Source organism: Flavobacteriales bacterium (genome assembly GCA_019694795.1).
Taxonomy (GTDB): domain Bacteria; phylum Bacteroidota; class Bacteroidia; order Flavobacteriales_D; family UBA2798; genus UBA2798.
The window spans coordinates 20,966-44,926 of the sequence record JAIBBF010000012.1 but is presented as its reverse complement, the minus strand read 5'-3'; the positions used below and the strand labels follow the sequence as shown (position 1 = coordinate 44,926).

Annotated in this window: 20 protein-coding genes; 11 read left to right on the top strand and 9 right to left on the bottom strand. The window is 41.5% G+C overall.

Annotated elements, in window-relative coordinates:
- Positions 1–88 precede the first annotated feature (88 nt).
- The 3 genes from K1X56_05930 to K1X56_05920 all read left to right on the top strand — a co-directional run bounded on the left by K1X56_05930 (position 89) and on the right by K1X56_05920 (position 2,657).
- Entirely contained in the window at positions 89–1,339 is a 1,251-nt protein-coding gene (locus K1X56_05930) for an NAD(P)/FAD-dependent oxidoreductase (GenBank protein MBX7094241.1), read from the top strand.
- A 68-nt stretch (positions 1,340–1,407) separates the two neighbouring features.
- Positions 1,408–1,755, top strand: a complete 348-nt coding sequence (locus K1X56_05925) for a hypothetical protein (GenBank protein ID MBX7094240.1) — start codon at positions 1,408–1,410, stop codon at positions 1,753–1,755.
- A complete protein-coding gene (locus K1X56_05920) occupies positions 1,722–2,657 on the top strand; it encodes a hypothetical protein (protein MBX7094239.1) in 936 nt (311 codons plus the stop codon). The genes K1X56_05925 and K1X56_05920 overlap by 34 nt, the downstream gene beginning before the upstream one ends.
- A 45-nt stretch (positions 2,658–2,702) precedes the next feature.
- Here the strand turns inward: K1X56_05920 and typA are convergent, their stop codons facing one another.
- Positions 2,703–4,514 carry a translational GTPase TypA gene (gene typA / locus K1X56_05915; protein MBX7094238.1) on the bottom strand — a complete coding sequence of 604 codons (1,812 nt, stop codon included), beginning with the start codon at positions 4,512–4,514 and terminating at the stop codon, positions 2,703–2,705.
- 199 nt (positions 4,515–4,713) lie between these two features.
- Here typA and K1X56_05910 point away from each other — a divergent pair, with 199 nt between their 5' ends.
- Positions 4,714–7,695 (top strand): caspase family protein, encoded by a 2,982-nt coding sequence (locus K1X56_05910; GenBank protein ID MBX7094237.1) that lies wholly within the window; start codon positions 4,714–4,716, stop codon positions 7,693–7,695.
- Between the two features lie 24 nt (positions 7,696–7,719).
- Positions 7,720–8,226: a DUF1572 domain-containing protein gene (locus tag K1X56_05905; protein MBX7094236.1), complete on the top strand. Its 507-nt coding sequence runs from the start codon at positions 7,720–7,722 to the stop codon at positions 8,224–8,226.
- Here K1X56_05905 and K1X56_05900 read toward each other — a convergent pair.
- From K1X56_05900 to K1X56_05870, 7 genes are all read right to left on the bottom strand, one after another.
- On the bottom strand, positions 8,217–8,876 hold the full coding sequence (locus tag K1X56_05900; protein ID MBX7094235.1) for an outer membrane beta-barrel protein: 660 nt from the start codon (positions 8,874–8,876) through the stop codon (positions 8,217–8,219). The two genes, K1X56_05905 and K1X56_05900, sit on opposite strands and share 10 nt — an antisense overlap.
- Positions 8,877–8,939: 63 nt before the next feature.
- Positions 8,940–9,440 carry a hypothetical protein gene (locus tag K1X56_05895; protein MBX7094234.1) on the bottom strand — a complete coding sequence of 167 codons (501 nt, stop codon included), beginning with the start codon at positions 9,438–9,440 and terminating at the stop codon, positions 8,940–8,942.
- Between the two features lie 10 nt (positions 9,441–9,450).
- Positions 9,451–9,990, bottom strand: coding sequence for a hypothetical protein (locus K1X56_05890; protein MBX7094233.1), 540 nt, complete (start codon positions 9,988–9,990; stop codon positions 9,451–9,453).
- Positions 9,991–9,995: 5 nt separating this feature from the next.
- Complete coding sequence (locus tag K1X56_05885) at positions 9,996–10,574, bottom strand: sigma-70 family RNA polymerase sigma factor (GenBank protein MBX7094232.1); 579 nt, start codon at positions 10,572–10,574, stop codon at positions 9,996–9,998.
- 30 nt (positions 10,575–10,604) lie between these two features.
- A complete protein-coding gene (locus K1X56_05880; GenBank protein MBX7094231.1) occupies positions 10,605–11,558 on the bottom strand; it encodes a transketolase family protein in 954 nt (317 codons plus the stop codon).
- A 2-nt stretch (positions 11,559–11,560) separates the two neighbouring features.
- The gene (locus K1X56_05875) at positions 11,561–12,931 is read right to left on the bottom strand and encodes a VWA domain-containing protein (GenBank protein MBX7094230.1); all 1,371 of its coding nucleotides are present in this window, start codon (positions 12,929–12,931) and stop codon (positions 11,561–11,563) included.
- A gap of 4 nt (positions 12,932–12,935) precedes the next feature.
- Positions 12,936–13,784, bottom strand: a complete 849-nt coding sequence (locus tag K1X56_05870; protein ID MBX7094229.1) for a transketolase — start codon at positions 13,782–13,784, stop codon at positions 12,936–12,938.
- Between the two features lie 166 nt (positions 13,785–13,950).
- Between K1X56_05870 and K1X56_05865 the strand changes: the two genes are divergently transcribed.
- The 6 genes from K1X56_05865 (at position 13,951) to K1X56_05840 (ending at position 21,646) form a co-directional block, all read left to right on the top strand.
- The gene (locus K1X56_05865; protein ID MBX7094228.1) at positions 13,951–16,134 is read left to right on the top strand and encodes a gliding motility-associated C-terminal domain-containing protein; all 2,184 of its coding nucleotides are present in this window, start codon (positions 13,951–13,953) and stop codon (positions 16,132–16,134) included.
- A gap of 97 nt (positions 16,135–16,231) precedes the next feature.
- On the top strand, positions 16,232–16,609 hold the full coding sequence (locus K1X56_05860; GenBank protein ID MBX7094227.1) for a hypothetical protein: 378 nt from the start codon (positions 16,232–16,234) through the stop codon (positions 16,607–16,609).
- Positions 16,610–16,618: 9 nt separating this feature from the next.
- On the top strand, positions 16,619–19,096 hold the full coding sequence (locus K1X56_05855) for a gliding motility-associated C-terminal domain-containing protein (GenBank protein MBX7094226.1): 2,478 nt from the start codon (positions 16,619–16,621) through the stop codon (positions 19,094–19,096).
- 38 nt (positions 19,097–19,134) lie between these two features.
- Positions 19,135–20,235, top strand: a complete 1,101-nt coding sequence (gene ychF, locus K1X56_05850; protein ID MBX7094225.1) for a redox-regulated ATPase YchF — start codon at positions 19,135–19,137, stop codon at positions 20,233–20,235.
- 17 nt (positions 20,236–20,252) lie between these two features.
- Positions 20,253–20,912, top strand: coding sequence for a TatD family hydrolase (locus tag K1X56_05845; protein ID MBX7094224.1), 660 nt, complete (start codon positions 20,253–20,255; stop codon positions 20,910–20,912).
- Positions 20,909–21,646, top strand: coding sequence for a tRNA threonylcarbamoyladenosine dehydratase (locus tag K1X56_05840; protein ID MBX7094223.1), 738 nt, complete (start codon positions 20,909–20,911; stop codon positions 21,644–21,646). Before K1X56_05845 ends, K1X56_05840 begins: the two co-directional genes overlap by 4 nt.
- Before the next feature lies 1 nt (position 21,647).
- Here the strand turns inward: K1X56_05840 and K1X56_05835 are convergent, their stop codons facing one another.
- Positions 21,648–23,939, bottom strand: a complete 2,292-nt coding sequence (locus K1X56_05835; GenBank protein MBX7094222.1) for a patatin-like phospholipase family protein — start codon at positions 23,937–23,939, stop codon at positions 21,648–21,650.
- Between the last annotated feature and the right edge of the window lie 22 nt (positions 23,940–23,961).

Below are 23,961 nucleotides of genomic sequence, written 5' to 3'. Positions count from 1 at the left end.
GCAATTTCCGGGCGAATACTGACGCTTTGTAACCTCTGTCACTGTCTATCCTTTTTCCTTGCCCTAGCTTTAACAAAAAGCCAGATTTATGAATCATATTGTTATTGTTGGCGGAGGTACCGGCGGAATTATGACTGCTGCCCGCTTATTAGGGGAAAAAGATATGCAGGTGACTTTACTCGAGCCTGCCGAATTTCATTATTATCAACCTGCCTGGACCCTCGTAGGGGCGAATGCGTACGATTTTGAGAAGACAAAAAGAAAGATGGCGGATATCATGCCAAAAGGGGTGAATTGGATCCGGGAATATGCCGATAAAGTGGATGCTGCCAATAACACGGTTATTACATGTTCCGGCAAAGTGATTAAATATGATTATTTAGTGTTATCACCGGGACTCGTTTACGATATGTCGCAAATTGAAGGATTGGCCGAGGCGATTGATAAGGGTGTGGTTTGCAGTAATTATACCGATCCGATACATACCTTGGAAGTGCTTAAAAATTTTAAAGGCGGAAATGCTGTTTTTACGCAACCTACTACGCCAATAAAATGTGGAGGAGCTCCTCAAAAAATCGCCTATCTGGCGGCTGATTATTTCAAGAAAAAAGGTCTCGACAAAAACACCAATGTTATTTATGCTACACCGGGAGCTGCCATTTTCGGAGTGAAAGAAATTCGCCATACACTTGAGCAGGTCATAGCCCGTTATGGTATTCACTTTAAACCGCATTATGCACCGGTTAAAATTGATGCCGATAAAAAAATCATCACATTTAAATGGGTTAATGCCAGCGGAAATCAATGTGTGATTAATCAGGATAATTCACTGAAGGAAGAAATGAAAGGTGATTCGCTTATTGAAATTCCGTTCGACATGCTTCATCTCGCACCACCGCAAACTGCTCCGGATTTTATTAAGGATTCCGATTTAGCGAATAAAGATGGTTGGATGGATGTGGACATTAACACCCTGCAACATAAAAAATACGCGAATATTTTCGGTATGGGCGATGCCGCAGCTTTACCTACTGCTAAAACAGGTGCTGCCATTCGAAAACAGGTCCCTGTTGTGGTAGCATCGATCAAATCAATGATCGCCAATGGAAAAATCAGTGATAAATCGTATAATGGATATTCGAGTTGTCCCTTGGTAACCGGATACGGTAAAATGGTTTTGGCAGAGTTCGATTATCAAAATAATTTTACCCCGGATCCGAAACTAAAACAAATGCTGGTGTTCGATTCTTCGAAAGAACATCTGCGTTTATGGTGGTTAAAAAAATATATTCTTCCTCATTTGTATTGGAATAAAATGCTCAAAGGCAAGGAAGTTTAGGCGATCAGGAGTCATCACATTTTCATAGCTAGCCGAACAACTCTACTGCTTTTATGTTATTTTGCAGTATGGAACGTTTGCGTTTGAATGATCTCATTTTAGGTTACCGGAAAAAAATGGGTAACCAATGGTTTTATTCGCCCGATATGTATGCGTGGAGCGGAACTGAAATTCCATTCAAACAAAAAGACCGCAACTCCGGATTCAGAGATAAAAACCGTCGACTTTTATTTGTCCACGACCTCGTTCTCGATGCTGAACTTGGAATACTGGAAATTGTTCAGGATGAAATAACCGGAATGATTTTAATGATTGAATTGAATCAGGGAAACATTGTTCCGGAATTTAGTGTTCGAAAAAAAGTTATGGAAAATTCCCTTCAATGGGTGTCCTGTTCATTCTTACAATCGCTATGAAAAAGCCGGATGTTCATTTGAAATTTTCATTGTCCGGTCACGCCGCTCCCGTTTATTGTCTTGAACAGGGAAGTAAACCGGAAACAGTTTTCAGTGGCAGCGCGGATGGATTTGTTGCGGAATGGGATGTACTAAATGGTGCTGCAGAAAAATTTTCTGTGAATGTCGGAAAGCCGGTTTATTCGCTGTTGCACGATCAGGAAAAACAGGTGTTGTTTATCGGACTTGGTACCGGCGATTTACACATTATTGATTTGTTGAATAAGAAAGAAATAAAACACATCATTCATCATCAGTCGGCCATTTTTCAAATTCTTCTCCATAATAAAAACAATCATTTTTACACCGTTTCCGGTGATGGCACTTGCTGTATTTGGGACCGGAATGATTTTCGTTTAATGCTTAATTATCCGATTTGCTCGGAAAAAATAAGGAAGATGGCACTTTCTCCTTCCGGCGATTTTTTGGCACTCGCTTGTGGGGATGGATGGATACGGATTTTTGAAACTTCGTTTTATAATTTGGTTCAGGAATGGAAAGCGCATGAGATGGCTTGTAATTCCATTTGTTTTTTAGATGAGGATACGCTTCTGAGCGGCGGAAAAGATGCGTATTTAAATTATTGGAAAAGGAATGGATCGCTCATCCGTTCAATTCCCGCTCATAATTTTGCTATTTACGATATCAAAGAATTGACCGGTACAGCGGTGATTGCAACGGCGAGTCGCGATAAAACGATAAAGTTGTGGTCGACCGATACCCTCAGTATTTTATTGCGGATTGATCGCAAATTGTTGGATGCGCATAAAAATTCAGTTAACGCCTTGCATTGGATTCCTTCATTGAATCGTTTGATCTCCACAGGAGATGACCGCAGTATTAAAGTAATGGAGATAAAATAAAAAGGCGATCCGGAGATCGCCTTTTTGATTAAGTTTTATTTCAGATCAGAGCTGAAGTTTAGTATTTGATGCGCGTTTACGATCGCTTTCGGTAAGAATAATTTTACGAAGACGAATGTTGTTTGGCGTTACTTCTACATACTCATCACCCTGAATGTATTCCAATGCTTCTTCAAGCGAAAACTTCACCGGAGGTGCAATTCTCATTTTATCATCCGATCCGGATGCACGCATGTTGGTGAGTTTTTTTGTTTTAGTGATGTTTACCACCATGTCGCCGGGACGAGTATTTTCTCCTACTACCTGTCCTTCATAAATCGGTTCTCCTACTTCAATAAAGAATGTACCGCGATCTTGAAGATTGTTGATGGAGTAGGCAATAGCATCGCCGGTTTCCATGGAGATTAAAGATCCGTTCATACGACCAGGAATCTCACCACGGTAAGGTGCATATTCTTTAAAGCGATGAGTCACTACCGCTTCACCCGCTGTGGCCGTAAGCATATTATTACGCAAACCGATTAATCCACGTGAAGGAATAACGAATTGCATAATCATACGATCTCCTTTTGGTGACATGTTCATCATTTCGCCTTTACGGGTAGAAACCATTTCAATGGCTTTTCCTGCGTGTTCTTCCGGTAAGTCGATGGTTAATTCTTCGATCGGCTCGCATTTAACACCATCTATTTCTTTGAAGATAACTTGTGGCTGACCAATCTGTAATTCATAACCTTCGCGACGCATCGTTTCAATAAGTACCGATAAGTGAAGTACTCCACGCCCGGATACATTGAAAGAATCGGCCGAGTTGGTTTCTTTAACACGTAATGCAAGATTTTTTTCCAACTCACGTTCGAGACGTTCTTTCAAGTGACGGGAAGTCACGAATTTTCCTTCTTTACCGAAGAAAGGTGAGTTATTAATAGTGAAAAGCATACTCATGGTAGGCTCTTCGATATCGATCGTTTTTAATGCTTCTGGATTTTCTGCATCGGCAATGGTATCACCAATTTCGAAACCTTCAATTCCAACCACCGCACAAATATCACCGGCTTGCACCGATTCTACTTTGCGTTTTTCAAAACCTTCGAATACAAATAAATCTTTGATACGCTGTTTAACAATGGTTCCATCGCGTTTTACCAATGAAACTTGTTGACCCGCCTTCAATTCGCCGCGTTGTAATCTTCCGATGGCAAAGCGACCGATGTATTGGGAGAAATCGAGTGAAGTAATCAGTAATTGTGGTGTACCTTCAGAAATTTTCGGAGCGGGAATATGCTCAATAATCATTTCAAAAAGTGCATCGATGTTTCCGGTTGGTTTTTTCCAATCGATACCCATCCAGTTTTGTTTGGCAGAACCATAAACTACAGGGAAATCCAATTGCTCGTCTGTAGCATCCAGGTTCATCATCAGTTCAAACACCGACTCATAAGCCTCTTCAGGCGTACAGTTGGGTTTGTCCACTTTGTTTACCACCAGAATAGGTTTTAATCCCATCGCTAATGCTTTGGAAGTTACAAAGCGTGTTTGTGGCATCGGACCTTCAAAGGCATCAACCAATAACAATACACCGTCTGCCATGTTGAGTACGCGCTCAACCTCTCCACCGAAATCGGCGTGGCCCGGGGTGTCGATGATGTTAATTTTATAATCCTTGTACTGAACAGAAACGTTCTTAGCGAGAATGGTAATACCGCGTTCTCTTTCGAGGTCGTTATTATCGAGAATCAGCTCTCCGGGTGTTTCATGGTCTTTAAATAATTTGCCGGCTAGCAGCATTTTGTCAACCAACGTGGTTTTACCATGGTCAACGTGTGCGATAATCGCGATATTCCTCAGCTTCTGCATAAATGGTTTTGAAAATCAGGGCGCAAAGGTACGCTTTTTAATCCTCAAAAACCAGAGAAGATCGATTTAAAGTAGAATTAAAATAAAGACAATATCAAAATGATTAACCCCTTGATCCCTAAGGTGAATACCGTGTTTTTCGACCGGAATGATGGCCGAGGAGGCATTTGAATTATATTCAGGTCCAAATTCAAACTTCATGAAATCCCCTCTTTTGATCGCTTTTTTACTATTCGTTTCGTTCAACCTGAGAGCTGGCAATGATCAGCTGGTGGTGCAGCAGGGACATACCGAAGATGTTTTGTTTTTGTCGGTAGATCCGCAAGGAAAAACCTATGCCACGGCTTCGCGTGATAAAACAGTGAAGGTTTGGGAAATCCGATCTGGGAAATTGATTAAAACCATAACGGGATTTTCATTTTATGTAACGAAAGTCGGATATAGTCCGGAAGGAAATTTTCTTTACATGCGGGGCGATTTGGGGACCTGTAAAGTGTATTCCACTTCGGATTTTGTGGAAGTAAGCGACAAATTTTATGATGATCCTTTTCCGATTACTCAATTGAATTTCGGCGTGAACGACGATATGTTGCTTTTCGGAAATAAAGGTTCGGCATTTATCGTGAATACCAAAAGCTGGAAAAAATATTTGTTATCAGCACGGGTTGCCGGAGAAGTGGATCATGTGGTGTTTGATGCCGCTACTAAAAAAGTGAGCGTAAGAGCCAAAGGAGGAAATCCAACGGAGGTGGACGTAAGTTCTATTTTGGCAAAAGAAGAATTCAATATCGGAAGAATTCCTTCGGAGCATTATCCGTATAGAGGCGAGTTGAAAGAAAACAAAATTTATATCTACGATAAAAATAATTCACTCATTGCAGTCCGCACCCAACCACGGGTAAATGTGCCCAGTAATGCCGTTTTTAGTCCCGATAAAAAATTCATTGCCATTTCATTTGAATCTTCCGGAGATGTGGTGTTGTTTTCGGTTTTCGATCATGCCATCCGACGCATCAACACCGGAGAAAAAGAAATTCGCGCTATTCAATTTTCACCCGATTCTAAAAACCTGATTGTTGGCTGGGGAAGCGTGTTGAAATTGGTGAATGTGTTTTCACTGGAAGAGAAATCCATGTATAGTCACAATGGTTTCATCACCTGTGCTGAGATTAGTAAGGATAATAAATGGCTGGTGAGCGGAAGTGCGGATGGACAATTAAAAGTGTTTGACTTAACCAAAAACATTCTTGCTTCAGAATTTAAAGCAGGTGGAATTGTAAGTGCATTAAGTATACATCCCAAAGGGAAAATGGTGGCAGTTGCAGAGGATGGTCATGTGATGATTTACAAAATGCCCGTTTTAAAAGAAGATAAAATAGTAATTAAGGGAACCGGAACCCGCAGCACCGATTTTTCGGGCGACGGAAAATTTCTGGTGGCGCAGGATGCCAAAACCAAGCGGGTGATGTTGTACGAGACCGGAAAAGATGAACCCGCAAAATCATTCCGCGATCCATCCGAACATAAAACAAGAAGCGAATCGGCCATTAAAAAACAACTTTTCCCTGTGGCATTTTCAACTAAAGGACAATACCTCATTTCCATGGGCGAAGAATGGGTGATGCACCTGCGCAATACCAACGATTTCGCAGCAGTGGAATTAAAAGGACATTCCAGTTGGGCCAATTCATTTTCATTTAGCAGCGACGACCAATGGTTAATCTCAACATCTGATGATGGATCAATTCGGGTATGGGATGTAGCAGGAGCACGAAACATTGTTACCATGGTGTTTAACGATAAAGATTTTGTTATTGCCAACGAAAACAATTATTATTTCACCAGTAAAGGAGGATATGATTTGGTCGGATTTTACCAAAACGGAACGGTGTATCCTTTTGAGCAATTTGATTTAATCATGAATCGTCCGGATAAAGTGCTTTTATCACTGGGTTCATCCAATAGTGAATTAATTTCTGCTTTAGAATTTTCCTGGAAACGCAGAATGGAAAAAATGGGAATTTCCTCCTCTTCAACAGGGGGTACGCCTCCAACTTGTAGAATCGTAAACAGAGATAAAATCGGAATTCAAACGAAAACGACGGAGTTGAACTTGCAATTGGAAGCAAAAAGTTCGGGAGCAAAATTAGATCGTTTAATGGTTTGGATTAATGAAGTGCCGATTTGGGGAAGGAATGGATTTTCACTTAAGAAATTAAATACCGGTGAATGGAATAAATCCATATCCATTCTTCTGGCCGATGGAACAAATCAAATCGATGTGGCCGTGCTCGATGCCAATGGGCTTGAATCGAATCGTGAGCGGATTATTACGGATCGTCCTTCTCCGGCACAAAAACCAGTATTGTATTATGTCGGAATTGGATCCGGTACCTTTTCTAACGCTTCATTTAATTTGCGCTACCCGGGCAAGGATGTTACTGATATGAAGTCCTTCCTCGAGTTGCAGAAACCTGCAAACTATAGTGCTGTAAAAACGTTGTTGATCACCGATGAAAAAGTCAATCGTTCATCATTAAAAGAGGTAAAAACATTTTTAGCAACTGCAGGAAGAAACGATCAGGTGATTTTGTTCTTTGCGGGACATGGAGTTCTTGATGCAGGGTTTAATTATTTTCTTTCTACCCACGACATGAATTTCAACAGTCCCGATCAAAATGGTATTGAGTATTCGCAACTGGAAAATGTTTTGGATAGCATTGCCCCACTCAAAAAATTATTTCTCATCGATGCTTGTCACAGTGGTGAAGTGGACAAAGATGAAATCACCAAAGGTGGTACAAATGAAAAGTCAGACGATCTTGCATTTCGGAGTGTGGGAGATGGATTTACGGTGAAACACGGAATGAATGGAAGAACTTCCACCGAATTATTAAAGGAATTATTTGCCGATGTGCGCAGGGGTACCGGTGCCACCATTATTTCATCGGCGGGTAGTGCCGAATTTGCAATGGAAAGCGGCGAATGGAAAAATGGATTGTTTACTTATGTGTTGTTAAACGGACTGAAATCCGGCGATGCCGATCTGGATAAAAACGGACATGTTTCCGTCACCGAATTACTTCGTTATACCGGCACCGTAGTGGATGAACTTTCTAAAGGAAAACAACATCCTACCACCCGCTCCGAAAACGTGTCGCTGGATTTCGACTTGAATTAAGATTATTTTTCTTATCTTTTGTTCATGCAAAGTGAAATTCATCAGGCATTAGTAGAAGAATTTAACCGTAGAGTTTTCAGGGAAAGCATTCCCCGGATAAAAAAATGTTTGAATGTTCTTTCTGAAGATGAAATCTGGCAATCGCCTGGCGCAACGTTAAGTTCCATTGGTAATCTTGTTTTGCATCTCTGCGGAAATGCGCGTCAATGGATTTGCTCCGGATTAGGAAAGCAAACGGATCTTCGTGAACGAAGTTTAGAATTTGAATCCGGTTCCAGGTGCAGTAAATCTGCTTTATTGGAGAAATTAAATATTCTGCAGAAGGATCTATCAATCGTTTTAAATCACCTACCGGAAAGTGAATGGCTAAATGTCCGCCCTGTACAGGGATTCCGGGAAAACGGTTTGTCCATTCTTATTCATGTCATCGAACATTTTAGCTATCACACCGGGCAAATTTCTGCCTATACCAAACAGATAAAATCCATGGATTTGGGGTATTATGAAGGTCTTGATTTAAATCAAAAATAAACACTCAATCCAACCTTTAATTCCAGTCCTCTGAAATTGAGAATTACATCGGTTGTTTTTCTGTAGCTCATGTCTTCTTTATCGTTGCCGTTCACCGTAAAGCGGGTTACGTTTAAAGGGAAAAAACTGTAATTGGCTCTGAAAAATAATCCAACATGTTTGGTAAAGCACCAACGTAAACCGGTATGGATGTCAACCAATGCACCTTGAGCATAAACTCTTCCTTTGTTGTATTGCAGGGTAGTGGTATCTAATTCCGAGCGCAAATAATTAAAACGTGTTCCTCCTAATCCAAATCCGGCGTAGGCATTGAATTTCTGTTTGTTTACAAAGTGATAATCGCTGGTAATGGCAATGCAATTCGCGGCGGCTTCTTTAACAATGCTGGCCGAATCATCATCCGTGAGATAACGCAAAGCACGGAATTCTAGTCCCAACGAAAATCCGTTTTTTACTACATAACCCGCATTCAGCTGAAAGGCATTGGCGCCTGCATTGACATCTTTATTCTGATTATCGTTCAAATTACTCATGCCATGATAGCCTCCCATTCCTACGGATAGATCAATGAAGGTTTTTCCTTTATCGGCCGATTGAGCGAAGGTTACTTGGTGTAAAATGACAAACAGAAGGAGTAAGCGGATTTTCATACAAGCAATTTAGTGGATTTCTGTTATTGCTCAAAAAAAAAGACCCTGAAAAGGGTCCTTCGATTAAGGTTTTGGATCGGGATCTTTTCCGCCACGACCATTTCCGCCCGGGCCTTTGCCTTCGGGTCCGCCGGGGTGACGATCCTTCCATTCTTTCATCACTTCTTCTTTAAACTTGCGCTCCGCCATATGGAGTTTTGCCACTTTTTTTACGGGTAAAACTTTTTTAAACTCGGTATTGTATTTTTTCTCAATATCCAGTTCCTTCTGTTTTAAAGCAAGCATTTCATCCATCGATTTTTCAACTTCCGCGTCACTCATCTCCTCAATTTTTTTGCCCTTCATTTTTGCACGCATTTCCTTACGAACCGCATCCGATTCCGCTTCACGCTGATTGTAAACGGGCCAGAATTTTTGTGCTTCTTCGGTAGTTAATTCGAGTTCTTTCGTGATAAATGCAATTTTGGCTGCCTCCATCTTCTCTTTTTTGTTTTCCGGCTCCTGAGCCATTGCCGTAGAAATCATCCCGATTCCCATCAGCAGCATTACGATTTGCTTTTTCATGTTGCTACGATTAAAATTCTTCAATAAAATTTTCTAAATCAACTTCATTTATGATATACTCCTTTAAATCATCATCCTGCACATGCTTCACCGTGTTGTTATTTTCCATGGCTAATACAGGAGCTAATTCTTCTTCAAATAAATCGCTGCTCACTTCATCAACGATAAATTGATCCAATTCATCCGAAGAAACTTCTGCTAAAACATTGTCGGTGGCAGGAATACTAAATTCATTATTAGCTGCGACTTCAGTGTTTTGCCGGGTGCCGGTAATGATCAATAAAACAGCCGCCGCGGAAGAAAGAATGGCAATGCTGATTTTTGTGTACATCGAACGCACCTTCGGAGTTGGATTCATGTCAACAGTAAACTGCTCAAAGAATCCAGCCGGTGCTTCGAAACAATCTTTTTTCTCAATGGAATAGAGGAGCGGAGCAATTTCCCGTAATTGTTCCATTTCCACCTCATCCATTACACGTTGCGGAAAGGATGAAAAGAAATTTTCCGGTGCGTCGAAAGGACCCTGCTTGTTATGTGGTTTGTTATCCATTTGTATTATGACTCCAATCCCGAAGAAAGGTTTAATGCATGTTGTTGTAAATATTCCTCAATTTTTTTCGCGGCAATATGATAACTCGCTTTTAAAGCACCAACCGAAGTTTCAAGTACCTCAGCCATTTCTTCATATTTCATTTCATCATAATATTTCATCAGGAACACCACCCGTTGTTTTTCCGGTAAGGTTTGTATGGCTAATTGAAGAAATTTTTGAATTTCATCACCTGTGTGATGCGTGGAATCACTTTTTTCTTCTGCCATTAATTGAAAATGATTTTCAATGGAAGAATTCAGATTTTTTTTGCTGCGCGAAATAAAACTTAACGCTTCATTGGATGCAATCCGGTACAACCAGGTATATAGGCGTGCTTCTTCACGAAAGGAATTCATTCCTTTCCAGGCTTTAATAAATGTGTTTTGTAAAACGTCGGCAGTATCATCGTGATCGATCACGATTCTACGAATCACAGCATAAAGTTTACGCTGGTATTTTTTTACCAGTAACTCAAATGCCTTTTCGCGGTTTTCACCACGGTGAAAGAGGTCCAGAATTTCTTTATCGCTTTGTTCGATCATCTTCGTGGGCCTCTTTGTGTTCCGGCGGACTTATTTCCGGGCTATGGCGCGCTCAGCAGCACGTACAATATCTGGTGAATCCAGACCGTATTTCTGCATCAGCTCTTCAGGTGTACCGCTTTCACCAAAGGTGTCGTTTACGGCTACCATTTCGAGTGGGGCAGGGAAGTTGCGAACCAACACCTGAGCAATACTTTCGCCTAATCCTCCGGCCATCATGTGCTCTTCTGCGGTTACACAACATTTGGTCTTGCGTACAGAAGTTAAGACTGCCTCAACGTCCAAAGGTTTAATCGTATGGATATTTATTATTTCAGGATTAATTCCTTTTTCCAATAAAATTCTTCCGGCTTCAATGGCTTTCCAAACTAAATGTCCGGTAGCGAAAATGGTGACATCAACGCCTTCGTTTAACATCAACGCTTTTCCGATTTCAAATTTTTGATTTTCCTCAGTGAAGTTGGGAACTTTTGGTCGGCCGAAGCGCAGGTAAACCGGACCCTGATGTTCTGCTATGGCAATGGTGGCTGCCTTGGTCTGGTTAAAATCGCAGGGATTAATCACCGTCATACCCGGAAGCATTTTCATTAATCCGATATCTTCTAAAATCTGATGTGTAGCACCATCTTCACCCAGGGTTAATCCGGCATGTGAAGCACAAATTTTTACATTTTTTTCGCTGTAGGCCACACTCTGACGAATCTGGTCGTAAACACGTCCCGTAGAAAAATTGGCGAATGTTCCAGTGTAAGGAATTTTTCCGCCAATGGTCATACCCGCTGCCAATCCGATCATATTTGCTTCTGCAATTCCGGTTTGGAAAAAGCGATCAGGAAATTCTTTTTCAAACGCATCCATTTTCAGCGATCCGGTAAGGTCGGCACACAGAGCAACTACATTCGGATTTTTTCTTCCGAGTTCCAATAGTCCTTCTCCAAATCCGCTACGGGTGTCTTGTTGATTCTTGATCTTAAACTTTTCCATGGTTATAGTGTAATTACGGTCGTTTGTCCTGATGTTATTGTAAATGATTTTTCGGTGGTATAAACTGTTTTACTTGTTTTCCGGTTGCGGTATACCACTTTGTATTTTCCGGGTTGCAGATTAAAGCTTTGTCGGCTGAATTCATCTTTGATGTCGCACACCCAATTCGTTTTACCATTTTCCAATTGAAAAATGGCTCCGTATCCGCCAATCGGTGTGTTTAAGTCGAGCGTTCCTGCCAGTGGGATTTCTATTTTGGTGGTTGCGCTTTGATTCACTTTTACATCCGTCATATAAATACGGGGCAGCGTAAGAATTTCCAAATCGTAATTGCCCACCAGGTAATCTTGTTTCTCCGGAAAGTGTTGCGCATAAATAGTATTCATCTCTCCCTTTTTGCGCACAATCATCATTACTGAAGATGTTTTATTGTAACCCGAAATTTTTGTTTCAATTGCTCCTTGTGGCGCATCAATTTCAATGATGTTATGTTTTTGAGGTATTAAGCGAATTCCTTTTTTCTCCACCTGAGGTACACTGTGCACCACTAGTTTATAGGTCAATAATGGATCAATCGTCAATGTATCCGGATTCCCGGCTTTATTCATGGTGTGAATGTAGTGGTATTTTAATGCCCCACTTTTTTCATCGTACAATGAAAAACTGATATTGGTTTCTGTCGGTTTTTTGTGAATGTCGTTGATGTTTATCTGACAGGTCGTATTGTTTAAGGCTTGTGAAATAACCACGTTTAAAACCTGCTTAAAGGTTTCTTCCGACGATGCATCATAAACGGTTCCGATGCACTCTAATGCATTCAGATAATCCATGTTCATTCCGATACCTATCACAAAAGGTTTTACAATAATGCCTTTCGACCGTAATGCTTTTGCAATGGCGCATGGATCTTCGTCGCAGGCTTCGATTCCGTCGGTAACCAAAATAATTACGTTTCTGCATTTTTTACATTCAGGAAAATCGCCGCCGGCTTTTTCTAATGATCGTGCAATGGGCGTGGTGCCTTTTGGAACAACGTAATTAATCCAGCCTTTTGCTTTTTCCGCACCTTGTGGTGAAAAGGGGACTTCCAGTTTTGTGTCGTTGCAATCTTGTTGCCCGGGTAATAAAGGCGATTGGTGACCGTAAATGCGCAATCCCACTTCCAGATTGGGAATGGTTTTTAAACTATCCAGCGAACGCGCCATCACTCTGCGTGCAATGTCAATTCTGCTGCTTCCCTGCCAGGGTGCATTCATGGAATTGGAGGCATCGAAAATAAAAAGGATGCGGGTAGTGGTCTCCTCTTGTTGTGCAAAAGAAGTGATGCAAAAAAATGCAAACAGGAATGATATGGAAATCCTTTTTAGGGACATCACATTAATAATCGCCCAACGTTTCTTCCAACTGTGCGAGGGCTTTTTCTGTTTGTTCTGCGTTAGGAGCCGATCCATGCCATTTATGTGTTCCCATCATATAATCAACTCCCATGCCCATTTCTGTTTTCATAATGATCATCACCGGTTTTCCTTTGCCTGTCAAACTTTTAGCTTTGTCCAGTCCTTCCATCACCTGCTGCACATCGTTTCCGTTTTGAATGTTCATCACTTCCCATCCAAACGATTTCCATTTGCCCTCGAGGTCACCGAGTGATAAAACATGGTCCACATCACCGTCAATCTGGCGACCATTATAATCGATCGTTGCAATCAGGTTGTCGATTTTATTGTGCGCGGCATACATGGCTGCTTCCCAAATCTGACCTTCCTGAATTTCTCCATCACCGTGCAGACTGTATACCAGTGCTTTGTCGTTATTCAATTTTTTCGATAATGCAGCTCCGGCCGCAACGGATAAGCCTTGTCCAAGTGATCCGCTGGCCATTCTTACACCGGGTAAATGATCATGGGTGGTGGGGTGACCCTGTAAGCGGGTGTTTAATTTTCTGAATGTGGCTAATTCCGACACGGGGAAATATCCGCTGCGGGATAAAACACTGTAAAACACAGGGGAAATATGTCCGTTGGAAAGGAAAAACAGATCCTCGTTTTTACCATCCATACTGAATTGGGCAGGATTGTGTTTTAGATTATGGAAGTATTGAACCACAAGATATTCTGTACATCCCAACGAACCTCCCGGATGTCCGCTCTGCACCTGTGCAACCATTCGTATAATATCTCGTCTTACCTGAGAACAGGTTCTTTTCAATTCCTCGATATTGGCCATTTTTGTTTGATTTTAAGCGCCAAAGTTAAGAGTTTGCATAAGGGGCAATAGACCCAAGTTGAAAACTTTTGAAAATTGCGCAAAACATCTTTTTTAAATGATGAATGTCTCGGGAAAAAGAAAAAATATCTGTTTATTCGACTCCTCAAAACAAACACCGGAAATCATGAAAAAACTCGCCTTTTTAGGAATTTGCCTGTTCAGTGCCGGAACGCTTCTTGCACAAACACCTAAAGGGAACACCTATACTCCTCAGGAGTATGAACAACTGAAAAGTACCGGAACCATCCCTCCGGGAAATCACACGATTCTTTTGCCGACTCCCAAAGGCAAGGACGCCATTTTCGATCCTTCTAAAATTTTTCACAACGATAATGATGCTCCGCATCAAAATCGCGGCGGTGCAGTGTGCGGATGTTACATCGAACCCGATGCTTCCTACACCACAGCCATGGCACCGAACGACGATGGTTCTACCGGTTTAATCAATATTCCTTTTACCTTTTGTTTATACGGGGATAACTACACGAGTCTTTACATCAACAACAACGGAAATGTATCCTTCGGTACCCCTTACGGAACCTTTAGTGCAAATCCATTTCCGGATCCTACTTACGTAATGGTTGCACCTTTCTGGGCTGATGTGGATACACGAGCGGGAAATGGATCGGTGGTCTATAAAATTTATCCCAATGCCATTTACATCAATTGGGTAAATGTGGGATATTATTCTCAGCACGGTGATAAGCGTTGTACGTTTCAGTTAGTACTTTCTGATGGAACGGACCCTTTTATCGGAATGGGCAATAACGTTGCTTTTTGTTATCAGGATATGGACTGGACCACAGGTGATGCTTCGGGCGGAACCAATGGATTCGGTGGAACTCCTGCTACGGTTGGTTCTAATCGTGGTAATGGGGTTGACTTCGTTCAATTCGGTCGTTTTGATCAGGCAGGAAATGCTTATGATGGTCCTTTTGGACTTTCAGATGGAATCGATTGGTTAGATAACGGAACGTTCAAGTTTAATACCTGTGTATCGAGTTCAAACATTGCTCCAATTGTATCCGGAGTAACACCATCCAGTTCCAGCGGATCGGGTAGTGGTATTGCTTGTGGAGATACCATTAACATTTGCGGAGTAGGTGATACTTTATTGTTCTCTATTTCATTTATTGCACCGGAAAATGGACAAACCATTTCATTTACCGTGAACTCTGCAACGCTAACCAATTATTCTGTTTTATCAACAGCTAATGGAACATGTAATTTGATGGTGGTTTCTTCGCTAGCAGATGCAGGCTTCAATATTTTAGAAGTTACGGCAACTGATAACGGTACTCCGGCCATGTCAACCATGTTCCCGATTACGGTTTTCATCGATACCACAGGCTTAGCGAATTTTAATCCAGTTATTTTAGGTGCTCAATCCGTTTGTGTGGGAGGTTCTTCCAACTTAACGGTTTCGGGTGGACCCTATGATTCTTACTTATGGAACACCACCGATGCCTCATCAGGAATCACGGTAAATACGGCAGGTCAATACTACGTTACGGTTGGTCAGAATGGATGCTATGCAACGAATTTTATCGATTTCGAAGTGAATCCTCTTCCAACACCGGAAATATTAGGTGCAGCTTCCGGTTGTGGCGATTCAACGTTGTTATCGGTCGATTCTTCGTATGTAACCTATAACTGGTCAAATGGCATTGCCGATTCCACCCAATGGGTGAGCTCAGGATCATTCACAGTAACGGTTACCGATACCAATGGTTGTGTTGGAACTTCTCCATCTGCATTGGTAGCACTCAATCCATATCCGGATGCAATGGGATATCCGATTCCACCATCAGGAACAATTTTCCAGAATGATACATTGATTTATACCGACAGCTCTACCATAGCAAGCGGCGCTATTGTAGCATGGGAATGGATATTGGGAGATGGTGATACCAGCTATCTTGAAAATCCAGTGCACATTTACACTGAGCCTGGAACATATACAGTAACCCTAACAGTTACCTCTGCGGCAGGATGTACCGACACTTATACATTTACCTATGAAGTTTTACCATTGGATGTATTTATTCCAAATGTGTTTTCACCGGGATTATCATCAGGTGCTAATGATGTGTTTGAAGTAAGAAATCTCCAGTATTACAATAATTCCTTATTGCAGGTATTTGATCGCTGGGGACTAATGGTTTATGAAAGTTCCGATTATAAAAACAATTGGGATGGAGCACATTACAAGAATGGAAAACGCGTAAGTTCAGGCGTATATTATTATGTGCTTAAACTCGAAAACGGTAAAATTTATAATGGTACAGTAACCATATTTGCACAATAGGATTCACAGATTTCAGTAAATATGAAACTCCGTTACTTCATTGAGGTAACGGAGTTTTCTTTTTTTATGGTTATATTTACAACAAATACGTTTACCAATGAAAAAAATGATCATGTCGCTTTTCCTCGCTGTGTTTTTAACAGCCGGATTATCTGCTCAATCGTCGGACTGGGATGTTCGTTTGTTGTCGAAGTATTCTAAAGAGGAACTAACTGAAATGAAAAGTAACACGCCTGAAAAATTGGCTTATCTGAATAAGGTGGCTAAATCAGGTTGGGTAATTATGGATCTGCCAGCGGAAAAATCGAATGCCCATGAAATTCGCGGTTCAGTTGCTATCAGCGATTTAAAAAATGTAAACCTTTTTGCATTGGGATTGAGTCCCGAAAAGAAAAACTATCAGTATTACCGCATCAACGGTACAAATAAAATGTTGGTCGTTTTATCCGAAGAAATTATTTTATCCTCTAAATAAGCCGTGGTTATGAAATTATTTAAACTCTTTTTCATTGCATCTGCGGTTTTAAGCATTCAAGCTGCTTCTGCACAAACAATAAACATTACAGATCCCGATTACGATCAGTCGAACCCCATCACCTGTGCCAATTTTGATGATGGATCGGTACAGAACTTTTTCGATTCGGGTGGAAATGGTGCGAATTACGGTAATAATGAAAATCAGGTTATCGTTATTTGTCCCGACATCAACGCACTGGTAGGAAGTAAAGTCACTGTTGCATTCGCCATCAATGTAGGATTTCAGTGGGATGTACTAGCCGGTGATTTTGTAACGGTGTATGATGGTCCTTCCATTGCATCTCCATTGCTTGGTACACACAATTCCGTTACCGATCCCAATGGATTTACCTATACGGCTTCATTTGCCAATTCCAGTGGTTGTTTAACCATTCAGTTTACTTCGGATGCTTCCGGAACAGGAACAGGATGGCAAGCGAATGTTTCATGCGGAAATCCTCCTCAACCTTATGATCCGCATATTTTAGGATTTATCAACGGACAACAACCCAATGCGATGAGTCCTGCCGATACCGGTTATGTAGATGTGTGTTATGGTGATTCTGTTTTATTAGTAGCGGCACCTGATTTTCCATATTCTTCCGAATCAAATCAAACGAACTATGGTGTACCATTTGGTTATAGCCAGAATATTTCCAATTGTACTTTCCAATGGGATTTTTCCGATGGAACCTCACAAACCGGTGCACAAGTTTATTTTACTCCGCCGAATCGCGCAGGTTATTTGGTTACGCTTCGTATCACCGATCCCATCGGTTACATTCAGGTAATGAAATGTAAAATCCGTGTTTCCACCATTCCAAGTTTTGCGGGTACCATGCCGGAAGATGATACCATTTGTTTGGGCGAATCGACTTTGCTGATTGGTGGGGTTACGCAAACCGATACTGTGGGTGTTGATCCAACTCAAGGATCCTTTGAAATTGGAGGAACCTTCGCTGGTTTAACGTATCTGCCGGATGGATCAGGTCAGAATTATACGACCTCGATTAATATTCATGATTTCCTACCCGGACAAACCGTTACTTCGGCTTCCGATATTCAACGGATGTGTGTTACCATGGAACACTCTTATTTGGGAGATTTGGAAATGGCATTGACTTGTCCGAGCGGTGTTATGATTAATGTCTTTAACTCCTATACAGGGAATGGACTTTTCCCCGGTGGCTTTGGAGGTGGAGGAACCTTCTTGGGTGAAGCCGATGACTCCGGAAATGGTACTCCCGGAATTGGATATGAATATTGCTTTGAAGATAATGCTGCATGGGGAACATTAGGACAAGAATTTGCAGGAGGAAATACCGTAACGCTCACAGCTCCTCCTAGTCCTTCTGCCGGTCAAACCATGACTCCGGGTACCTATAAACCTGAAGTTTCGTTTGCAAGTTTTATCGGTTGTCCGATTAACGGTAACTGGACCATCACCATTCGTGATAATTTAGGTATCGACGACGGATTTATTTTTGAGTGGGGAATTTTCTTTAATCCTGCCATTAATCCAAATACCGAATTCTATACGCCGCTAATCGTATCAGAAAACTGGCAAAGTAGTCCCGATATCATTTCGGGTCAGAATGATACCGCTGTAGTTGTACAACCGACCACTGCCGGTGTTCATAGCTATACTTACACGGTAACTGATAATTTCGGTTGTACATACGATACAACGATTCAATTGACCGTTCTTGGATTAGGAAATTTCCCTCCGAACGGACAAACCTGTAATTTGTTCTACAATGTGAGTGGAGTTACTGCTCCCGGACAAGTAGCCTGGTCGATTTTATCGCAACCGAATGGATCCAATCTTACCTTCTCCAATCCATCAGCGCTCAATCCTACAGTAACCGTTGACCAAACCGGAACTTATTCCGTTTTAATTACCGATTTAACCTGTACGGGTTCGGATACCCTGGTCATCGATTACCTCCCGGATCCGGCTCCCGATATTGTGAGCGATACCATTTGCATGGATGAGTTTATCGTATTGGATGCAACACAACCCGGAAGTACCTATCTCTGGAGCACAGGCGAAACAACGGCTCAGATCAATACCATTCACCCTACAGAGGGTGCTCAGGTGTACACCGTGGCAGTAACCAATCTTTGTGCTACGGTAACGGATACTTCCTATATGTATTTCGAGGACTGCGCCGTAATCATACCAAATGTTTTCTCACCGAATGGTGATGGAAGTAATGACGTATTTGAAGTAGTGGGCATAGAGAAAAATCCGAATTCAGTGCTTCAGGTGTTCGACCGTTGGGGATTGTTGGTTTATCAGAATGATAATTACCAGAACAATTGGGACGGAAAACACTATAAAAACGGGAAATTAGTTCCCGACGGAACCTATTTCTACGTATTGGATATTACCCGAAAAGAAAAGGTTTATACCGGAACTGTTACAGTTCTCGGAGGAAAATGATAATTTCGCGCCTCATCATCTAATGAGGTATCACTATTATGGGTTTAAAATGTGGAATAGTGGGCTTACCGAATGTAGGTAAGTCCACTTTATTTAATTGCATATCGAGCGGTAAAGCGCAAGCCGCCAATTTTCCTTTTTGTACAATTGAGCCAAACATCGGAATGACCAATGTTCCGGATGATCGTCTCTATAAACTGGAAGAATTGGTAAAACCTGAACGGGTATTACCTGCAACAGTAGAAATCGTGGATATTGCCGGTCTGGTAAAAGGAGCTTCCAAAGGAGAAGGATTAGGAAATCAGTTTTTAGCTAACATCCGTGAGACGGATGCAATTTTACATGTATTGCGTTGTTTCGAAGATGGCAACATTGTGCATGTGGATGGTTCTGTAAATCCCGTTCGCGATAAAGAAGTAATTGATACCGAACTTCAGCTGAAAGATCTTGAATCGGTAGAAAAAGGCGTTGCCCGTGTGGAGAAAATGGCCAAAACCGGTGGCGATAAAGATGCCAAACGTAAATACGAAATTCTGGTTCAGGTTAAATCGCATCTTGAACAAGGAAAAAATATTCGCAGTTGCGGTTTATCTAAAGAAGATCTTGAAATGATCAGCGATTTGCATTTGCTTACTGCTAAACCGGTGTTATATGTTTGTAATGTCGACGAAAAATCGGTGAAAACCGGCAACCAGCATGTTGATGCAGTTCGTAATGCGGTAAAAGACGAAGGCGCAGAGATTTGTATTATCACAGCAGCGATGGAGTCGGAAATTGCCGCGCTGGAATCGTTCGAGGAACGCAAAATGTTTTTGGATGAGATGGGACTGGAAGAACCCGGAGTGAATAAATTAATTCGGGCAGGTTATTCCTTATTGAATTTGCAAACCTATTTTACGGCAGGAGTAAAAGAGGTGAGAGCCTGGACCATTTACAAAGGAATGACTGCACCACAAGCTGCAGGAGTAATTCATACTGATTTTGAAAAAGGATTTATTCGCGCTGAGGTAATTCACTATGAAGATTACGTGAAGTTCGGAAGTGAAACCGCGTGTAAGGAAAACGGAAAATTATCGGTAGAAGGAAAAGAATATATCGTGCAGGATGGTGATGTGATGCATTTCCGTTTTAATGTCTGATTTATGTTGATGAGCGCATGATTAACGTTCATTCTCATCATTACGATGCTCAAGCAGAGGTCCTGATTATTCAATCGGGACTTTTGCATTTTCAGGAACTTTTACAAAAGTATCCCGAAGCATTTTTTTCATTGGGAATTCATCCCTGGGAAGTGGATGAGAAATCTGAATCACAGATTAGTGATTTGGAACGATTGATCAAAGCCAACCGACTGCGCGTTATTGCCATTGGTGAATGTGGACTCGATAAGGTTTGTACCACAGATTATAATTTGCAGGAGCGTGTTTTTGTACAACAAATCAAACTTGCCAATGAATTACAAATGCCATTGGTCATTCATTCGGTGAAAGCGCATGCAGAATGTATTTCACTGCTAAAAAAATGCAATAATACTCAGCATGTCCTGGTACATGGCTTGTCGGGAAAATGGAGTAAATGGGAAGAATGGGAGAAGTACGGAGCCTGGATTTCATTCGGAAAAAGTTTATTGAATGAAAATCCGGATACAAAGGATTCCATCACCCGGTGCAGCAGAGAAAAAATTTTACTGGAAACGGATGATGCACACGCTTCCATTGAAGAGGTAGCGGAAAAGGCACGATTGGTGTTGAAATTAGAAAAGGATGAATTGCAAAAATTGATTAAAAATAATTACGCAAAATTTATTTCTGTATGAAAGATACAGCATGGTTAGGAAGGACACGTTTGTTGATTGGCGATGAACGTCTCGAAAAATTAAACCGCTCCAATGTGTTAATCGTTGGATTAGGTGGCGTAGGATCTTTCGCTGCTGAATTTATTGTTCGTTCAGGAATTGGAAAAGTCACCATTTGCGATGGTGACGTGGTAGATCCAACCAATAGAAACCGGCAATTACCGGCACTTGCAACTACGCACGGAATGTCGAAAGCCGAATGGATGCGCGAGCGTTTATTAGCCATTAATCCGGAAGTGGATTTAACGGTAATTCCGGAATTCCTGCGAATGGAACCCATGCGCGAATTGTTATTTTCTCAAAAATTCGATTACGTGATTGATGCCATTGATTCCATCACTCCCAAAATCACACTGATATCCACTTGTTATCACAATAACATCCCCATTATATCATCTATGGGCGCAGGTGGGAAACTGGATCCTACCCGTATTCGCGTTACGGATATTTCTAAAACCTACAATTGCAAACTGGCACATTACGTGCGTAAGCGATTGCACAAACAAAAAATTTATAAGGGTGTAAAAGCTGTTTTCTCCAATGAAAAAGCACCTGTTGGATCGTTAATGCTGACCGATGGTACCAATTTTAAAAAATCGGCCTACGGAACAATTTCCTATTTACCTGCTGCTTTTGGCGGAGCCTGTGCAAGTGCAGTAATCCGCGATTTAATTGAGTGGAAAGAAACGATCTGATTTATTTTAAAGCCTGACGCTGGAATAAAATATAACCAAGATTAAAGAGAATGGAGAAAGGTTGATCCTGGGTTGGATAATAGTTTACACTTACGCTGGCGGGTCCAAACGGACTATGCCATACCAATGAGGATGATCCGATAAAATATCGCTTGCGTAATAATTCTCCGTATTGCGCTTCTCCATTGGGACCTTCCTCCACAACAGAAAAAGGTTGAAAAGCATAAGCCTCAAATCGCCAGTCGAGATTTTTCTTGAAATGGAGAATCACCTGGTGACCAGCTGCCATATATTGAAAGGCTCTGAAATTGGGAAGGAATAAGGTTTTTGCTTCTGGTATGGGCTGATACACCGGCGAAGATAAAATGGTGGCTTTATAGTTGTTTAAAAAGGGTTGGATGGAGTAAACACCTTCGAGGTTAACTCCTAAACGAACAAATCCTTTGTCTTTGAAATAATCCTGAAATTCCAGTTTAATTATTCCCCAATTGTGATAATCGTAAATGGTATCTCTGTTCTGAGCGGTAGATCCGGGAACAGTTCGTTCGCGTGCATCAATGTAACGCGCGGTTAAACTGAAAAATGAACCTTCATTGGCATATTGTTTTTTGTTCAGTGTATTTCGTTCGTAGGAGATTCCCTGCACCGTTGCATACAATTTGGTGCGGTCTGCTGTATCGATCGATAAAAAGTTAGGTTCCTGATAGTATTGGTCCACCAATTCGGCATAGCGACTAAATAATACCAATTTACCGCGATTACCCACCGGCATGCCAATGTTCATTCCCACAAATTGTTCTTCCTGGATGAGGTAAGAGGTTTTTACATCTTCGAAAAAAGTGGAAGAGCTTCTGAAATAATCCCAGCGGTGAATGGTGAATTCCGGTTCCAGATAAAAAGGAAATTTCGTTGGCGGTTCATAGCGAATAGCCAGATTTCCGGCGGCGTAAAATTTACCGAAATACGATTTTCCGGAAAATGTCCAGGCCGATTTTCCCAATAAATGCAATTGCAATCCTACGTATCCTGTGCTAATGGGACGAGAAGAAAAATTCCCGCCAAATTCAAGATTGAATTCTTTGTCTTTTTTTATGTCGACCAACAAACTGTATTTGCCGGTTTCTTTTTTATAATAGGTTTTCGGATACATAAAAGAAATTTTCTCATCCTGAAAAACCCGGAAATAACGTGGTTTTAAATCTTCTTCACTGATGCTTTTTTCTTTTCGTTTTACGAGTGTATTTTTTACAAACTGTTGTTGTTTTTTATTTAAACCGCTCACTTCAATCTTGTCGAATTCCAATGGCGGACATTTCTTCCTGAATGCAGCTCTGCGTGCGGCGAGCTCTTCTTTAGTCACCCTTCGTGATGTAAGCTTTAGAATCGAATCAATGTTTTTAATGGTCTCATCGTATCCGGCCTGGATGGCTTGTTGAGACGAAACAAAATCAAAGGTCGAAATTCCGGGTTTCGGTTGAATGATAATTCCGTAATCGCAACGCAGGCCGAAATCCTGCTGCGTAACAATCATGTTTTTTATTTGCGACATGATATCATCTTCGGTAGGAGGCGCCGTATTCCCGCTTACGTTGGAACCGATTACCATATCCGGAAAAAAATCATTGTACATTACATTGGCCGGAAAATTATTGTACAATCCGCCATCGAATAATAATTTTCCGTTTACACGGAGTGGTTTAATGTAAAAGGGGAAGGACATCGATGCGCGCACCGCTTCGTGGAGTTGTCCGCTGGAAAACACCACCGATTTTTTTTCTAAAATATCGGAAGCAACGCAACGGAAAGGGACAAACAAACTGTCGAAATTATAATTAGCCGCTGCTGCTGCAGAAGAAAAACCAACCATCATTTCATAATCCATCAATGTTGGCGTCACCAGGTTGGTGGGAATACTGGTTTGCAATAAGGAATCTTTCGATAAGCGCAGGGAGACCATACCTGCATTGTTGTCGAATTGCTTAAAGTAATAGAGGTATTTCGATTCGATTTTTCCTTCCGACATATTGAGGAATTTTTCCGACAGCACCTGCGCCTCAATTTCCTCCGGCGAATATCCGGCCGCATACATACCGCCCACCAGGGCTCCCGCTGAGGTTCCCGTGATATAATCCACCGGAATCCCATATTCCTCCAATGCTTTTAATACACCGATATGCGCCATGCCCGTTGCACCACCACCGGAGAGGACCAGTCCAATCTTCTGAGCATTAACAATGGAGCCCGAAATCAGGAAGATCAATAGGATAGAAAAGTGCTTAAAATGACGGCTCATCGACTACAAAAATACAGCTTCC